Source organism: Calyptranema fuscum S582, from assembly GCF_055793305.1.
On sequence record NZ_JBSLYH010000036.1, the window covers coordinates 14,373 to 30,737 of the forward strand.

Here is a 16,365-nt window from a genome sequence, read left to right on the forward strand (position 1 = left end):
ATTCAGACTCCGCGCGCATGAATATAGCGCTGTGCAGGTTGACTCAGTACGGTGTTGTGGGGCGCTCCGCGCCCCACAACACCATTTCTGTACTTAAGAACTTGCACACCGCCATCACACCAGCAACGCCAAAAATAATAAAACGGGTGGGACTTTCTCAAAAAGCCCCACCCATTTACTCATTCTTTTACTTAACCAACATTCCCTAGATTTTGCCTGCTAGATGAGCCAGTTGCTTCATATTCACCAGATCAATGACCTGTTTACTGGAGTCAGTTTTAATCCAACCCTTACTTTCTAGCTTTTCCATAATCTTGCTGGCTTCATCAACGGTGATATCCGTGACATCTGCTAGATCTTTTAACGGGATGTTGAAAATTTCTATGCCATTAACAGAGACTTGTCCATAGGTTTCCCCCAGACCAACCAGAGTATTTGCCAACTTAATGGCGGGTGGTTGATGCCGCAATTGAAACCGAAAATTAGTTTGACGCAATCGTCGAACCATCAGTTGCAACATCCGATGATGTAACTGTGGGTCTTTGAAGAGGGTTTGGATAAACCGTTGAGCAGAAATACTCAACAACTTTACCCCAGACAACGCAACCACATCTGTAGAACGGGGGGACTCATCCAAAATTGCCATTTCACCAAAAAAATCTCCTTGCCCCAAAATGGCAAGTGTTACGACTTCTTCGCCGGCATGGCGTCGAACCTTAACCCAACCAGACTCTACAAAGTAAACTGCGTTGCCCCAGGCATCTTCCATTAAGACAGCACGGTCTGCCGGATATTCATGTTCAACAGCGATCGAGAGCAGCCAGTCTAATGTCTCAGGACTGGCTGAATGAAACAGGGGAAAGAGCTCACTAAAAACTGCGGTCTGCATGGAAGGGTGCACGAGATAGGAATTGACACGCTCTACCGGAACTTATGGATTCTCTGATGGGGGAGATCTTCAGGTGAAAACCGACCATAAGAAGTAAAGCAAATTGCTCTATATCTCAACTATCGTACCCAGAAACGTCAGTAAAACTCAAATTTCCTAAGATTTTTAGCAATCCCTTTATGACACACGGGGCACGGACATGATCCCAAAAAGCCAAAAAACGGGTTAACCCTAGCGGATTAACCCGGTTATTTGGGAACGCTTAAAAGGACTACTTTTGCAAAACCAACTTAACGTTGGCATTTTGCAGACCAGGACGCTTAACTTCAGCCAACGTCTTGTTAACAGCGTACTTTTGGTTGATCGAGTTAATTAGCTCGGTCTGATTGTGCTTTTTAGCAACACCCCAGAGGTCAGCGATGAGGTCAAAAGAACCATCAGCGTTGCGAGACCAACCTAAGTCATACTCGCCTTCGAGCATTGCTACGATGTCAGCACGAACACGCTGACCATTGTAGCCACGAACATCAGCTTCAGTCTTAACAGCGATACCCAGATCCCGCAAAGAGGATTTCAGGATTTCAGCGTCGGTGATCTTGGTACGCAGAGTGCTGAAATGAGACATTTCGGGTTTCCTCCTGTAGAGAGTTTGAGAGAACAACAACGTTTTAAGTTACGAATCGAACTGCAACCGATGCCTTGGGAGACAATTAGTTACAACTTTTGAAATTGTTAGCTAATTTCTAGCTAACCTTTCCTCCTGTTGGGAGCAGGAGAGAAAGCCTGTTATAGCCACTCTTGCCGCTTGTATTCCTCTTCTCGGGCACTTTCCTCTGCGACAGAGAGTGTTGAAGGTCGCGCTCGCTGCTTAGCCCATTCCCTTAGAGCTATGACCTGTTCCGCCATTGTCTTCGAAAGCGGTAGCGTTGACTTGATCGCCGCAATAATATCCAGTTGGGTAAATTCCCGATCCTGGGCAAATGCTTCATACATAGCAGCAATCACAGACTGTTCTATTTCCGCTCCAGAAAAACCACAAATTACTTTTCGCTGTTCGACATGCCCTGTATTCGGATTGTGGAAGGAGATTACCTCTTCCCGTTCCGACATTTTGGCTAACTGCTCCAGATCAAAGCGGGCAATGTCCCGACGACGCTTGGATAGATGAATTTTAAAGATCTCACCGCGCTCTTCAACGGTGGGTAGATCAACAAAGAAGATCTCATCAAATCGACCTTTTCTGAGGAATTCTCCCGGTAAGCGATCGACTCGGTTGGCGGTTGCCATCACGAAAACGGGGGATTTCTTTTCCTGCATCCAGGTCAGAAAGGTACCAAAGATGCGGCTGGATGTTCCTCCATCCGAGTCCGCTGATCCTGCACTACCGGCAAACGCTTTCTCTAGCTCATCGATAAACAAAATAGCTGGGGAAACGGATTCAGCCGTTTTTAGGGCATTGCGGAGATTTGCTTCCGATCTACCGACCATCGAGCCATCATAAACTCGACCCAAATCTAACCGGAGTAGGGGTAAGCCCCACAAACTTGCCGTTGCTTTGGCAACTGACGATTTACCACATCCTGGAACACCCAGTAGTAGTACGCCTTTCGGCTGTGGCAAACCATATTCCCTGGCTCTCTCGGTGAAGGATGTGGCTCGCTGTTCCAGCCACCGCTTCAAATCGTCGGAACCCCCGACATCATCTAGCTTGCCATCTTCTTCAAGATATTCCAGAATACCGTTGCGACGGATCAGTTGCTTTTTCTCAGAAAGAACAACTTCAACTTCGGATTCAGTTAGCTTACCAGCCGTAACAGTTGCCTTGCGATAGACCCGCTCTGCTTCGTCTCGGGTTAACCCTAAAGCTGCTTTTAACAACTTTTCACGCGTCTCGGTGGTAATTCGAGGGCGAGGAACTCGGACTTGATCGAGTTGCTGCGAAAGAACCTGGTTGAGCTCTGCCATATCTGGCAGAGGATAATCGACGACAGCGACTTCTTTTTCTAACTCGATCGGAACCGTCTGAAGCGGCGACATCAAGACGATAGTCTTCTGCGTGTCTTTGAAGCTGGCGATCGCATCTCTAAGCCAGCGAGTAACCGCCGGAGAGTCGATAAATGGGTGCAAATCTTTGAAAACAAAGATACCAGGTTCGCGTTGGCGAATCACCCATTCAATGGCAGCTTCGGGTGAAACCGTATTGTGCTGAGTTACGTTTCGGGGTTGCCCATATTCAACGATGCCGTGGGTCACTGTCCAAACGAAAAACCGGCGTTGGGGCTTCATTTGAGCAATGGTTGCGATCGCCTGCTCAGTCCGCTCTTCCTCGGAAGTAACGAGGTAGATCAGAGGATATTGAGCTTGAACAAGAATATTTAGCTCTTCTTTCATAACCATCGACCTACTAGAGACGGTGCAGACATCCTCAATCTTCACATTGCCGCTTCCGATTAGACCTGTGCCTTAGAGCAGAAGTTTTTGAGAATTGGCATCTTACAGTTCAAAACAAAACCAGATATCTACTTCAGATTGACTAGCAGCTTTAATAATGGACGGAGACTAACAGGGAACCAGTTCTTGTTCCCCCTGCTGATCAGGCTTGTGGTGCCCAACCTGTATCTTGCTCACAGACAATTCTTCGTCGGGAAGAATGCTGGGCTGATCACCGAGAGCAATTGCCTCGTCGTCACGCAGGATGAGAGCGCTATTGCAGGCAGGACAGTTGTAAACCTGATGGACGTGACCATGAGATGTTTCTAGCTCATCTACCACATGCGGGTGTGTCAAATAGAAAACAATGGCTCGCTCTGCGATAGCTGACATAGGTTCAGTCTCAACTGCCGAACGAATTTTGAGTTGACGGTGCAGTTCAGGTGGGAGATATAACGTGACCTTGTGCTTCTCTTGCATAGAACGATTACATAGTGAATACCCGGGTATGAATGACAGAATAGTCGCCTTTGTCTGGTGCTGTCAAGACGGAAAGACGCTATGACAGCATTATTGTTACAACTGTTTACATTTACCCAGCCTGACGACACCTGAACTTCCATAACGCGACGCGCTTAGATAAATTACGGTTATTGTGTGAGAGCCGCACGGAGTGAGACTCTCACACACCAACTTGTACAACACACCCTTGAGAATTGCGATATTCCCCAACGGGATCAATTAGGAGTCGGTGAATACCGCTGACTTTAATTGGACTTTTTGCTGAGTTTTCCGAGCGCTTATGTTTGGAGGCGCGGCGTTGCCGCGCCTCCAAACATAAGCATTCATAAAATAAATGTTTGGGGTTGGCACCTCTATGCTGTTTAGCTTCTGTTTCATATGACGTCGATCGAAAGCGTTGATCCTGTCAAACAACTCTTTTGTTCGTCCTACACACCTGCTAAAGTAAGTAACCGTCTCGGATCTATGTAAACAAACTTTATGAACGTAGTTGACGATAAGACGGTTGTTAAAGAATATTTCAACGCTACAGGGTTCGATCGGTGGCGTCGGATTTATGGGGATGGCGAAGTTAATAAGGTTCAGCTCGATATCCGCAAGGGGCATCAACAAACCATCGATACCGTTTTGGCATGGTTAAAAGCAGACAACAGCCTATCTGGGCTAACCATTTGTGATGCTGGGTGTGGCGTAGGTAGCCTCAGCATTCCGTTGGCAGAAGCCGGAGCGATCGTCTATGCCAGCGATATTTCCGAGAAAATGGTGACTGAAGCGAGCGATCGCGCCCAAACAGTACTGGGACAAACTGCCAACCCAACCTTTGCCGTCCAAGACTTAGAAGCGCTCAGCGGTCACTATCACACGGTGATCTGCCTGGATGTTTTGATTCACTATCCCCAAGACAAAGCAGCTGATATGATTGCTCACCTCAGCGCTCTGGCAGAACACCGACTGATTCTGAGCTTTGCACCCAAAACCCTGGCGTATAGCCTGCTCAAAAAGATTGGCGATTTCTTTCCAGGGCCCAGCAAAGCCACCCGTGCCTACCTCCACAGCGAAGTAGGAATCAGAAAAATCTTGGAAGCTAGCGGTTGGCAAGTGCAACGCAATGGCATGACCAAAACCAGCTTTTATTTCTCACGGATTCTTGAAGTTACCCGATGAAGAAGGGTTAACGCCGCTCAGATCATTACAAAACTCAACAGTCTCAATTTGAATGAAGAGGGGGGTAGCAAGACACCCATTTTTGTCCCATCGCTCCTCTCACGATTGAGTATGTCCTAGGCTCAAAAGCTATATAGGTAAGGGCATAGACGTTTACCTCGTGATGCCCAAATGTTGAAGAACTGAGGAGGCTAACAAATCCTTTAGCGTCAGGGAAACGTAAGAATTTTTAATAAAAACTCTCATCAAATCAGACTACTGTAACAATTTAGGTGGTTTGTGAGTCTCTGTATGAGCAGGTAACTCAGGAAAGTCTTCTGGGTTCTTTTTATGTCTTTTGCATCCAGCAACTCTTGATCTGGTTTAGCAAGACTTCTAGTAGACGAAATTTAGTGTTGGGAAATTTAGCATGAGCAGTAATTTAGCAACCCGGTTGCGAGAAGGTACTAAAAAAGCCCATACGATGGCTGAAAACGTCGGTTTCGTAAAGTGCTTCCTTAAGGGAGTGGTTGAGAAAACCTCCTATCGGAAGCTCGTATCCAACCTCTACTTTGTCTACTCCGCGATGGAAGAGGAAATGGATCGGCAACAAAATCATCCTTTAGTTTCCAAGATTCACTTTGCAGAGCTAAATCGCAAAGCCAGCCTTGAGCAAGATTTGTATTACTACTACGGAGCCAACTGGAAAGAGCAAGTTGCCCCGTCTGCAGCAGCCGAAGCTTATATTGCTCGCATTCGCGAAGTGTCTGCGAATGAACCTGAGTTGTTGATTGCGCATTCTTACACTCGCTATCTGGGTGATTTGTCAGGTGGGCAAATTCTCAAAGGCATCGCCCAACGTGCAATGAATTTAGCAGAGGGTGAAGGTACTGCTTTCTACGAATTCAAAGACATCTCTGACGAAAAAGAGTTTAAAGCTAAGTACCGTCAGGCAATGGATGATCTGCCCATTGACTCTGCTACTGTTGAGCGCATTGTGGACGAAGCGAACGCCGCATTCGGCATGAACATGAAGATGTTTATGGAGCTGGAAGGGAATCTAATTAAGGCAATCGGGCAAATGCTGTTTAACACGTTGACCCGTCGTCGGGCTCGTGGCAGCACCGAGTTAGCAACAGCTGAGTAATCTTTTCTCAAAGATTGCGCCAGAGATTGAGATCAGGGATCAACGATCAGAGATCGAGAATTAGAAATGAGATTCCAGTGCCTTTTGGGTCAGAATCTGATTTTTAGACTTCAAGATTTTTGATTTTTGATCCCTTAGTTTTGGGCAGTCGGTTTTATGCGCCAATCCCCTGCATGGTAGGATGAATTGCTGGCACGTATATTTCCAATCTCTGTCTGTCGCTTCTAGAGTGGCTAAACCGCATCGCTTCGACAAGGCATCGACTCTTTTTTCAACTCTCTCGTTTGCTAGCATTGCTAACTCTTGGCATGCAGTTGACTGTGTCCTTTCTGGAGACATAATCAACTGCGCGCCTAAAACTAGCAATGTCTTTTTGATAGAGAGGGTGTGAATCGATCAGAGTCTGCTCTACGCAAGCTTGACACTGACAGAAAGGGAGGAAAGTGCGCCTTACCTAAGCTCTCACTTGAACGTTGGAAGATGCATTTTGATAAAATTTTGATTGCAAATCGGGGGGAGATTGCACTCCGCATTCTCCGTTCGTGCGAAGAAATGGGGATTGCTACGGTTGCAGTTCACTCCACTATCGATCGCCATGCGCTTCATGTTCAATTGGCGGATGAAGCCGTTTGTATTGGGGAACCCCCCAGCAGCAAAAGCTATCTCAACATTCCTAATATTATTGCGGCGGCTTTGACCCGCAATGCTACTGCGATTCATCCAGGCTATGGATTTTTAGCAGAAAATGCCCGGTTTGCAGAAATTTGTGCCGACCACCAAATTGCATTTATTGGACCGACCCCTGACTCCATGCGGTCGATGGGAGACAAGTCTACTGCTAAAGAAACAATGATGCGGGTGGGTGTGCCCACTGTTCCGGGTAGCGATGGATTATTAACCGACGATAAAGAAGCTCTGGCGATCGCCCAAAAAATCGGCTACCCCGTGATGATCAAGGCAACTGCGGGCGGGGGCGGTCGCGGAATGCGGTTAGTGCGTTCTGAAGACGAATTGGTCAAATCTTTTCTGGCAGCCCAGGGAGAAGCAGAAGCTGCCTTTGGCGATCCGGGCGTCTACATGGAAAAATTTATTGAACGCCCCCGTCATATTGAATTTCAAATCCTGGCAGATAGCTATGGCAATGTGATTCATTTGGGCGAACGCGACTGCTCCATTCAACGTCGCCATCAAAAGCTTTTAGAAGAAGCACCCAGTCCTGCTCTGAGCCAGGAACTTCGAGAAAAAATGGGATCGGCAGCGGTTCGTGCGGCTCAGTCGATCAATTATGTGGGTGCCGGAACCGTCGAGTTTTTGCTCGATCAATCCGGACATTTTTACTTTATGGAAATGAACACCCGCATTCAGGTGGAACATCCTGTCACCGAAATGGTGGTGGGGTTGGACTTGATCGCCGAACAAATTCGCATTGCCCAGGGCGAAAAGTTGAAGTTGACCCAGGATCAGGTCATCTTGCGAGGCCATGCCATTGAATGTCGGATTAATGCCGAAGATCCAGACTACAATTTCCGACCCAATCCCGGTCGTATTAGTGGCTATCTCCCACCCGGTGGACCAGGCGTACGGATGGACTCGCACGTCTATACAGACTACGAAATTCCGCCTTATTACGACTCATTAATTGGCAAACTGATCGTTTGGGGTCCCGATCGCGCCTCTGCAATTCAGCGGATGAAACGGGCATTGCGGGAATGTGCCATTACTGGGTTACCGACCACTATTGGATTCCATCAAAAAGTCTTGGAAACAAAAGAGTTTTTAGAGGCAAAGGTTTACACCAATTTTGTCGAGCAAATGATGCAAACCAAGCCCTAAACCATGCCGTTGCAATTTGCCAGTGTCTGCGATTTTGGTAGCTGTTCATGTCTATTCCCACGTCAGTTTCGGTCAAGGTTCCTGGCACAACGGCGAACCTTGGACCCGGTTTTGATTGTTTAGGTGCTGCGCTAACGATCTATAACGAGTTTGAGTTTTCTCGGTTACCCACCGATACAGAAACGCCGTTTGTGATTGAAGTGGTTGGCGTAGAAGCAGACCGGGTTACGACCGATCAGACCAATCTGGCTTATCAGTCTTTCTGTCACCTCTATCAACACATCGGACAAACGCCGCCTGCGGTAAAATTGGCGATCGCCTTAGGGGTGCCGTTGGCAAGGGGCTTGGGTAGTTCGGCAACCGCCATTGTTGGGGGGTTAGTGGGTGCCAATGTTTTGGCGGGTTCACCGTTGAGTCAAACACAAGTGATGGACTTGGCGATCGCCATGGAAGGGCATCCCGATAACGTAGTTCCCGCATTAATTGGGGGCTGTCGGTTGTCTGCATCTGCTCCAGACGACACCTGGAGTATTTGTGATATTCCCTGGCACGACAGCGTTATTCCTGTCGTTGCTATTCCCAATTTTGAGCTATCGACCGCTGCTGCACGGCGCGTTCTGCCAACCGATTACAGCCGAGCCGATGCCATCTTTAATATGGCGCATCTGGGTTTATTGCTGCGGGGTTTAGAAACCGGACGAGAAGATTGGCTGCAAGTCGCATTGCAGGATCGAATTCATCAACCCTATCGCCAAACCTTGATTCAAGGCTATGAAGCCGTACAGGCAGCGGCGATCGCCGCAGGAGCCTATGGTCTGGTCATCAGTGGCGCAGGTCCTACTCTCCTGGCTTTGACCCATGCCCAGCAGGTAGATGACGTCAAACAGGCGATCGCGACAACATGGAGCAGTTTTAACATCGAAGTGATCGTTCATACGCTGCAACTGGATACGCAGGGCGCAACGGTGAGGTAATAAGCCCAATCAATTCGCTATTCGCTAACCCAAACCGCTGATTTTTTCGACAGATGACCCGCCATGTTACACAAATTCCAAATTGAGACCCAGCACAAAACTGAAATTATCGACATCACACCACACGTACAAGCCGCCGTCAGTAGCAGCGGCATTCGGGAAGGAATTTGCGTAATTTACGTGCCTCACACAACGGCTAGCGTTTTGATTCAAGAGAATGCCGATCCAAACGTTCACACAGATCTGCTCAATGCCTTGGAGCGCTTGGTTCCTAAAGATCTGCCTTATTTGCACCAGACAGTTAACAAAAATGCGCCATCCCATATCAAGGCATCGCTGATTGGTCCCAGCAAAACGGTTTTGCTGAGTGCCGCCCAGCTTTGCTTGGGGCAGTATCAGTTCATCTACCTGTGCGAATTTGATGGACCCCGCACCCGAGAAGTCTGGTTACGCATCATACCAGATGCTTAGGCTCACCCATTCATGAACCTGTAATTCTTTTTGAGAGAGCGACGGCTCCGCCGTCGCTCTCTCAAAAAGACAATGAGTGTGAATTGGGCTGTGAAACCAAAGGTTTCACAGCCCAATTCACACCCAAACCTGGTAACACCGCTTCAGTGCATCGTTTCAATATCAGGCGTTCCCTCAGCATTCACCCAGGCAATTTGGTTGATGCGTCGTTGTCGAGCATAGTCGCGCACTGCATCAGGTGTTAAGGATTCACTTAAGGCAACCTCGACCCGCACCAGAGTTGTAGAATCGCGGATTTTTTGGGCGTAATTAAAGGCATCGGCATAACAATCTGGTGTGGTCGGCACAACCAACCAATTACTTGCTGGCGTTTGCATGGGCAATTGCCCGGTCGCCAGCAACACTTGATGCAGATCATCCAAATTGAGGGAAAATCCGACACCGGGATAGCTCACGCCATTAGGATTGTATAGTCCTAATAACTGGTCATAGCGACCGCCCTGACCTAAAATCCGTTTTCCTGACGCACTATCACTCACTGCCTCGAAAACGATACCCGTATAGTATTCAAAAGTACGCAGTAAGCTTAAATCTAGAATCACAGAGGGCACGGTTGCCTTGGCATCCGGCTGTTGGGAACGGCTGCTTTCGAGCAGTTCCACCAGCGATTTCAGAGCATTAACAATTTGCCGCTGTTCTGGATTGAGATCTAAACTGGAAACCTTTTGCAACACATCCGCAGGACGACCCCGCAGATCGAGCAAGAGTAAGGCGCGATCGCGCAATTCAGGTGATAACGGCAAATTTTCGATCGTAATCCGGTCGATCTGGGCGATCGCATCTCGAACGCGATCGCGCAATTCATCCGGAAACACCGACAGCAACGATTCGGTTAACCCTGCCTCCCCGACAACCAGATACCACTGACCGAGCTGTAATTGATTTAACCCATCTGCCAGCAACAGCAAAATTTCCGCATCTGCCGCAACCCCAGCAGCCCCCAGCATCTCTACCCCAGCCTGGTAAAACTCCTGCTGGCGATTGTGGTTGCCCCGTCCGGCACGACGAAACACATTAGCGTTATAGTAAAGCCGCTGCGGAAACGTGACCCCAGCCATACGAGTAACAGCAGCCCGAGCGATCGACGCCGTCAGCTCAGGACGAAGCCCCAACGCCTCATCCTCAGAGTTTTGTAACTGAATCACGGTGGACTGTTGCACCGCCCCTCCCGCCATTAGCGTATCCAACCGCTCTAGGGTTGAGGTAATAATGCGGTGATAGCCCCACCGATGAAACACCTGTTGCAGGCGTTCTTCAATCCAGCGCTTTTGCGCCACATCCAAGGGCAGGAGATCCCTGGCTCCAACAGGCGGTTGGTACACCATTATTTTTTCTTTCCACCAAATATGCCACCAAACAAGCCACCGCCCGATTGCTTCGGCGGCGTTCCACCCTTCTTCGGAGGAACATTACCTGCTCCAGTGGTCGTTTTTTGCCCTTTTTGAGCCGAGCTACTGGGAGGCGCAGACGAAGGATCAGCGGCACGCATTCCACTCTGGGCTAGCTCATCGTTAGGATCTAACTCTATTGCTTTGCGGAAGTGGATTTTTGCCATGGTTAGCTGCTTACTCTTAAGATATAGCATCCCCATGCGACCATAGGTTCGACTACTCTTCGGATCAATTTCCAGCGCTCCTCTCAGTTCCTGGATTGCCTTCACGTAGTCTTCTTTCGACTCATATTCCTGTGCCCGCCGCAAACAGGCTTCGACTAACTCCTCCTTACCCGGTGGAGGTTTCGGACCTGGTGAAGGTGGTGTTCCTCTGCCAGACGGACTCGGAACTGGAGGTGGAGGCACTGGTCTGGGCGCTTCCCCACCGTCTTTACGCATCAAGTAAACGAGGTTGAGTTCACTCAACTGTCCTGTCACTTCCAGCGTTTGATTAAGGTGCTCATATTGTTGCTCTGCTAACTGCCGCACCGTTGCTTTATATTCTGAGTCAATATTGCTATCGTTGGCAGCGGCTAGCTTTTTCGACAACTCGCTCGTCAACAAAACTGTGTCTTGTTGTCTGCGCGCCTGTTGACCTTTTAACTTGAGCAACAACAGATACTCTGTATAATCCTTCTCTTGAGAAATTTTCTCGTAGGATGGGTTGACCAGTTTAGATAAATACTCAGCCGCACGCTTGCGATCGTCTTCGCTTTCTTTAGAACAGCTATCGGGATGAAGACGCCGCGCAATCTTGAGGTATCTTTTACGAAGATCGTTGTATTCGGCATCAAGCGGAACGCCTAGAACAGCATGATAGTCGGTAAAATCTAAGCCAAATAACCCTTGCTCAATTTTGAAGGACATTCTTCGTATCTCACTCTTCTAGCCTAAGAATTCTCTTTAGTTTACTTCGCTTAACTCAAGATTAGGGTATACACTGAACCGAATTAGATAAAGGCTTTTACAGTTTCTGCTGGTAAAGGTTTGATCGATTGGAGAACACCACTGAGAGTCTGATGAATGTGCCCATTAGTCGCTAAGATGCGTCCTGAATCAAGCGAGAATGCACTACCATCATAAGCGGTAATTTTACCGCCTGCTTCTTCTAGTAAAACTACCCCGGCTGCCATATCCCAGGGAGACAGACCGCGCTCCCAGTAGCCGTCGAGCCGACCGCAAGCCACATGTGCCAGATCGATGGCAGCCGCACCACCTCGCCTTACCCCTTGGGTGAGATGGGTGAGGTGACAAAATTCTGCATAGTTATTATCGATCGTTTCGTGGCGATCGTAAGCAAACCCAGTTACCAAAAGACTCTTGCGGAGTTCCTGAGTGGATGAGACGCAGATAGGAGAGCGGTTTCGGGTTGCTCCTAAACCCTGAGCCGCACGAAATAGCTCTTGGTGGGAGGGATCGAAAATTACACCGACCTGGGGCACCCCATCAATAAGTAATCCAATAGAAACAGCATAGACGGGATATTGATGGGCATAGTTTGTCGTGCCATCAAGCGGATCAATTGCCCACAGAAATTCACTCGCCTGCTCTCCAGAATGCCCAGACTCTTCTGCCAAAATGGCATGATCGGGAAAGTGGCGTTGAATAATTGCCAGGATGGCGTCTTCCGAAGCTTTGTCAGCTTCAGTCACTAAATCACCGGGACGTCCTTTTTCAGCGATCGCCTCTAATTTGCCTTGATACGATTGCAACACCGCCCCCCCCGCCAAAGCAGCTTCGGTAGCGATATCGAGAAAAATTTGTAGAGAGGAAGAAGTTGGCATGAGGAAGAGGGGTAAAACGTGCAGAAATTGTATAGCTGTTAGCTGTTAGCTGTTAGCTGTTGACTATTAGCTATCGGCTGTTAGTTATTGGTATTGGCTGTCGGCTATCGGCTGTTAGCCATTAGCTGTTAGCTGTGGGCTAGCTAATAGCTATTAGCTATTAGCTATTAGCTCCCTTGAAATGCTTGTGGAGTTTGTCGCATCGGATTTTTAGGATTCCAGATGCCGACTCCGGTCAGGCGAGCTTTTTCTTGGGCATAGGCAAGACGAGTTTGATAACGCAAATTGGGCGATCGCCCTTCTGCTAATGCCAAGCCTTTTTCTACCACGATCTCATTCAGCAACTGTTGATCCTTCCAAACATAAGCAAGTTTACGGGTTGAGCCATCTTGCCAGGTTTCTTGGGTTTCAACATCAAATTCTAGATGAATGACTTTAGCCGGTGCAATCAAGTCTTCTAAGCCATTTTTTGCCGCACTGTACCAGGGTTCTTGTTTCCAGGCAGGAGCAGTAATGCCAATGAGTCGCACTTTTTCGGCTTGTCCGGCAGCATTCACAATTTCTAGGGTTTGACCACTGACAACTCGGATCAAATGGACAGGCGCACCGGGGGTCAGGGTTGATTGGCAACCCCAAAGCAAAACAGCGCAGCAGAGCAGCATCCCTAAAAGCGAACGTTTAAGCCATTGAAGTGTCATAGACAGCGCGTCTTTACAGTAGCAGAACAAGAGCAACTAACCTTTGTGTAGGGTGCCCAATTCTGTACGTTGAGACGCTGGCTGTGTTATGGCAACCGTCGAGATGGTTAAACCAGAAGGTTGTGTGAGAACCCGCACTCTGCGCGGGTTCTCACACAACCTTTGTCCTAAGCAACCCCTGCAAACCTTTTAACTGGGTGTACTAGTGTTGCAAACACGAAATTTTGCAACATGGGGGTTTGGGGGCTGCACCCCCAAGAGGGGGTTTTACCCCCTCCACCCCCTCTAAAACTTTTAACTGGGTGTACTAGTCTTCGTCTAGCGGCAAACCACGCCGCACCTTGCCTTTGCCAAAATAGCGACCAAACTGCAATTCATAGACTTCGTCTTCATCTTGGGTTTCTACCTCCAAGTTAGACCGAGGATAGGAAACGCAAAGCAGCGCATACCCCTGACGTTGGAGTTGCAGAGATAGCCCCATTGCCTCGGGCTGATAGAGATCGCCCGAAATCACCCGCACCGCACAGGTGGTACAAGCGCCGTTGCGGCAGGAGAAAGGTAATGCTTCGCCCTGCGCTTCTACAGAATGAAGGATATAACGATTTTCTGGTACGTCTAAAGTATGCCAGGTATCGGTTTGTCGATTGTGGATGCGTACAGTATAAGAACGAACCATGAATTTTGTTAAGCAGGAATCTTACCTATATCACTCTACCGTGATATAGCGTTGTTGAGATTGGGTGCGATCGGGACTCTTGAGCAGGAAATTGGCAATCTGAAAAATTGAAACGTTTTCCTTTCTCAAACGAAGATAACCAGTACCCTAAATTATGGAAACAACTTTAGATGTGTAGCGATCTGCCAGCAGGGGCAAACACCGTGACCATAGAGAACCCTATCCCCGATTTACCCAAAAATCCCACACTCGAAGATGCATGGCAATGTTTTGCGAAATACGATAAAAACGCTAATGCTGCTCAAAAACGCTTCACGTTTCAGCAAAAACTGATTCTTGCCCTGGGTGTTATCTCAACGACACTGGCAGTCACCTATTCGGTGTTAGAAAACTTAGTCGTCGATTCTGCACCGCTCTGGCTGCAACCCATCTTAAATCAGTACACCTTTAGTGTGATTCACGGGTTGGTGATTGTTGCGCCCATTATCCTCAGTATCTTAATTGCGGGTACTGTGAAGTTCAATATGGGGCTGAGTTGGGTCATGCTCCGCAGCAGTGCTGAAGCGCTAAAAAAAGAGATTTTTCGCTATCGCATGGGAGTTGGAGAATACAACCCCGTTACCGAGGAAATCGCACGACTGCGCGATGTGCAACTGGCACGTAAAGTTAAAAGTATTAGTAAACGGTTGATGGAAACCCAGGTCAACCAAACAGGGTTAGAACCCTACCGGGGCACCTTACCGCCTTTATATGGAACGGCTCAGGGAGATGATGGATTTTCGCGCCTCACTCCCGACCAGTACGTTAATTACCGGGTTGAAGATCAGTTTAACTACTACCAGAAAAAAGCGTTGCGACTCAGCCGTGAATTGCAACAGTTTCAGTGGTTGGTTTACATCTTAGGGGGCATCGGTACCTTATTGGCAGCGTTTGGGTTTGATATCTGGATTGCGGTGAGCAGTGCCTTAGCCACCGCCCTGGCTAGTTTTCTGGAGTTCAAACGGGTAGAAACCAACTTGATTTCTTGTAATACGGCTGCTTCAGACTTGTACGACATTCGCACCTGGTGGCGGGCGCTTTCTGACGAAGCAAAGGCAGACAGTGCCAATATCGACACGCTCGTCAGTAGCGCTGAGTCCGTAATTCAGAGTGAAAATGCAGGTTGGGTGCAGGAAATGCGCGATGCCCTATCCGATATCTACGGAGACAAGAAAGAATCGGAATCGGTGCAGATGTTATTGACGTTAGGGGGAAGTTCAGGCGTTTTAGAACAGCCAGATAATCCAGATACTCAGGATGGGTCTATCCCTGCGATCGCCACTGACGGCTCGACTGGTGAGGTTTCAGGGGCGATCGCCTCTGAAGAGTTGCCCTCACCGGAGGCAGTATCCGAGGCATCTATCGAACCTGCCGCAGATATGCCCTTAGCCGAACCTCCATCACTGGATTTGAGCACCAATGGGCTATCGGATGGGAGTTTGATCGCTCCAGTAGCTGAAGAACCAGCAGCCGATGAGAGTTTGGCAACGGCTAACGAAGCGTTGCCAGATGAAAGCGAGGAGATGCCTGTAACTCAAGGTGATCTTCCAGAGGAAGAGATCAGTTACAGTCAGCCGATGAGCTAGTAAGAGCTGTTTCTTAAAGTCGTGGATTCAATAAACCCGAAGATCTGGTGCTGGCAGCACCAGATCTTCCAAATTTTGTTGGATATGTGATCCTGAGAACGAATGCTGAGATTTGCGTGAACTCATTCGCGTCAACTATAGATCTCAACATTCATCTGGATAGGGCATTGATAAATAGCTCGATTGCTGCGATTGAATGTTGCGATAACCTGCCTTCCTTTTTATAGCGATCGCCATAAAACTTGAAGTTTATCCACATATCAACCTGTTATGCTGTCTCTTTAATATGGTATCAATGTCAGTTAGGTGTATCTATTCAGAATTTTTTGCTGATTTCCTACCTCAGGAAACGCATAAATTTGGAGATAACAGGTTATAAATTCTATCAAATAAAAATTGGGTTAAGCTTTAGTCTTAGTCCACCTCCCGGTCTTAAAGCGGTAGCTAGTTTAGCTTTAGGTCAACGTGAGTAGAGCAAAAAAGTTTTGGTGGGTGGCTTCGCTAAGCGACTCCCAAATTCAAGCGCAGCCATCACAGCAGAGTTTGTGTTCTACTTGGAAACATCTAGCTGCCCTATTCTAGGGATCACAGATTAATGAACCTGTCATTTTTTTGAGAGAGCAGCTCTGCTGTTCTCAGAAAGAATTGGGTTCCATTACATCCACAATCCTAACCAAGACA

15 protein-coding genes are annotated in these 16,365 nt (G+C 48.1%); 6 read left to right on the forward strand and 9 right to left on the reverse strand.

The genetic code is table 11. The annotated features are described in order from the left end of the window. Window positions 1-205: 205 nt before the first annotated feature. The 4 genes from ACR6Z4_RS21700 to ACR6Z4_RS21715 all read right to left on the reverse strand — a co-directional run bounded on the left by ACR6Z4_RS21700 (window position 206) and on the right by ACR6Z4_RS21715 (window position 3,799). On the reverse strand, window positions 206-889 hold the full coding sequence (locus ACR6Z4_RS21700) for a Crp/Fnr family transcriptional regulator (RefSeq protein WP_479719411.1): 684 nt from the start codon (window positions 887-889) through the stop codon (window positions 206-208). Window positions 890-1,160: 271 nt separating this feature from the next. Then, window positions 1,161-1,514: a DUF1257 domain-containing protein gene (locus tag ACR6Z4_RS21705; protein WP_479719412.1), complete on the reverse strand. Its 354-nt coding sequence runs from the start codon at window positions 1,512-1,514 to the stop codon at window positions 1,161-1,163. Between the two features lie 161 nt (window positions 1,515-1,675). After that, window positions 1,676-3,280: a stress-responsive protein Ycf46 gene (ycf46, locus tag ACR6Z4_RS21710; protein WP_479719413.1), complete on the reverse strand. Its 1,605-nt coding sequence runs from the start codon at window positions 3,278-3,280 to the stop codon at window positions 1,676-1,678. A 168-nt stretch (window positions 3,281-3,448) separates the two neighbouring features. Beyond that, window positions 3,449-3,799, reverse strand: a complete 351-nt coding sequence (locus tag ACR6Z4_RS21715; RefSeq protein ID WP_479719414.1) for a slr0373 family blue light stress response protein — start codon at window positions 3,797-3,799, stop codon at window positions 3,449-3,451. Between the two features lie 522 nt (window positions 3,800-4,321). Here ACR6Z4_RS21715 and bchM point away from each other — a divergent pair. The 5 genes from bchM (at window position 4,322) to ACR6Z4_RS21740 (ending at window position 9,409) form a co-directional block, all read left to right on the forward strand. Then, window positions 4,322-5,005, forward strand: coding sequence for a magnesium protoporphyrin IX methyltransferase (bchM, locus tag ACR6Z4_RS21720; RefSeq protein ID WP_479719415.1), 684 nt, complete (start codon window positions 4,322-4,324; stop codon window positions 5,003-5,005). A gap of 409 nt (window positions 5,006-5,414) precedes the next feature. Then, the gene (locus tag ACR6Z4_RS21725) at window positions 5,415-6,131 is read left to right on the forward strand and encodes a biliverdin-producing heme oxygenase (protein WP_479719416.1); all 717 of its coding nucleotides are present in this window, start codon (window positions 5,415-5,417) and stop codon (window positions 6,129-6,131) included. 480 nt (window positions 6,132-6,611) lie between these two features. Beyond that, on the forward strand, window positions 6,612-7,964 hold the full coding sequence (gene accC, locus ACR6Z4_RS21730; RefSeq protein ID WP_479719417.1) for an acetyl-CoA carboxylase biotin carboxylase subunit: 1,353 nt from the start codon (window positions 6,612-6,614) through the stop codon (window positions 7,962-7,964). A 47-nt stretch (window positions 7,965-8,011) separates the two neighbouring features. Next, window positions 8,012-8,938, forward strand: coding sequence for a homoserine kinase (gene thrB, locus ACR6Z4_RS21735; protein ID WP_479719418.1), 927 nt, complete (start codon window positions 8,012-8,014; stop codon window positions 8,936-8,938). 63 nt (window positions 8,939-9,001) lie between these two features. Beyond that, window positions 9,002-9,409 carry a secondary thiamine-phosphate synthase enzyme YjbQ gene (locus tag ACR6Z4_RS21740; protein WP_479719419.1) on the forward strand — a complete coding sequence of 136 codons (408 nt, stop codon included), beginning with the start codon at window positions 9,002-9,004 and terminating at the stop codon, window positions 9,407-9,409. A gap of 143 nt (window positions 9,410-9,552) precedes the next feature. Here the strand turns inward: ACR6Z4_RS21740 and ACR6Z4_RS21745 are convergent, their stop codons facing one another. The 5 genes from ACR6Z4_RS21745 to ACR6Z4_RS21765 all read right to left on the reverse strand — a co-directional run bounded on the left by ACR6Z4_RS21745 (window position 9,553) and on the right by ACR6Z4_RS21765 (window position 14,059). Next, window positions 9,553-10,794 carry an ATP phosphoribosyltransferase regulatory subunit gene (locus ACR6Z4_RS21745; RefSeq protein WP_479719420.1) on the reverse strand — a complete coding sequence of 414 codons (1,242 nt, stop codon included), beginning with the start codon at window positions 10,792-10,794 and terminating at the stop codon, window positions 9,553-9,555. Then, a complete protein-coding gene (locus ACR6Z4_RS21750) occupies window positions 10,794-11,768 on the reverse strand; it encodes a J domain-containing protein (protein ID WP_479719421.1) in 975 nt (324 codons plus the stop codon). Before ACR6Z4_RS21750 ends, ACR6Z4_RS21745 begins: the two co-directional genes overlap by 1 nt. A gap of 83 nt (window positions 11,769-11,851) precedes the next feature. Further along, a complete protein-coding gene (locus ACR6Z4_RS21755) occupies window positions 11,852-12,685 on the reverse strand; it encodes an inositol monophosphatase family protein (RefSeq protein WP_479719422.1) in 834 nt (277 codons plus the stop codon). 167 nt (window positions 12,686-12,852) lie between these two features. Continuing rightward, on the reverse strand, window positions 12,853-13,383 hold the full coding sequence (locus ACR6Z4_RS21760; protein WP_479719423.1) for a thermonuclease family protein: 531 nt from the start codon (window positions 13,381-13,383) through the stop codon (window positions 12,853-12,855). Window positions 13,384-13,690: 307 nt separating this feature from the next. Next, entirely contained in the window at window positions 13,691-14,059 is a 369-nt protein-coding gene (locus ACR6Z4_RS21765) for a 2Fe-2S iron-sulfur cluster-binding protein (RefSeq protein ID WP_479719424.1), read from the reverse strand. 170 nt (window positions 14,060-14,229) lie between these two features. Here ACR6Z4_RS21765 and ACR6Z4_RS21770 point away from each other — a divergent pair, with 170 nt between their 5' ends. Further along, window positions 14,230-15,684, forward strand: coding sequence for a DUF4231 domain-containing protein (locus tag ACR6Z4_RS21770; protein ID WP_479719425.1), 1,455 nt, complete (start codon window positions 14,230-14,232; stop codon window positions 15,682-15,684). Window positions 15,685-16,365 lie beyond the last annotated feature (681 nt).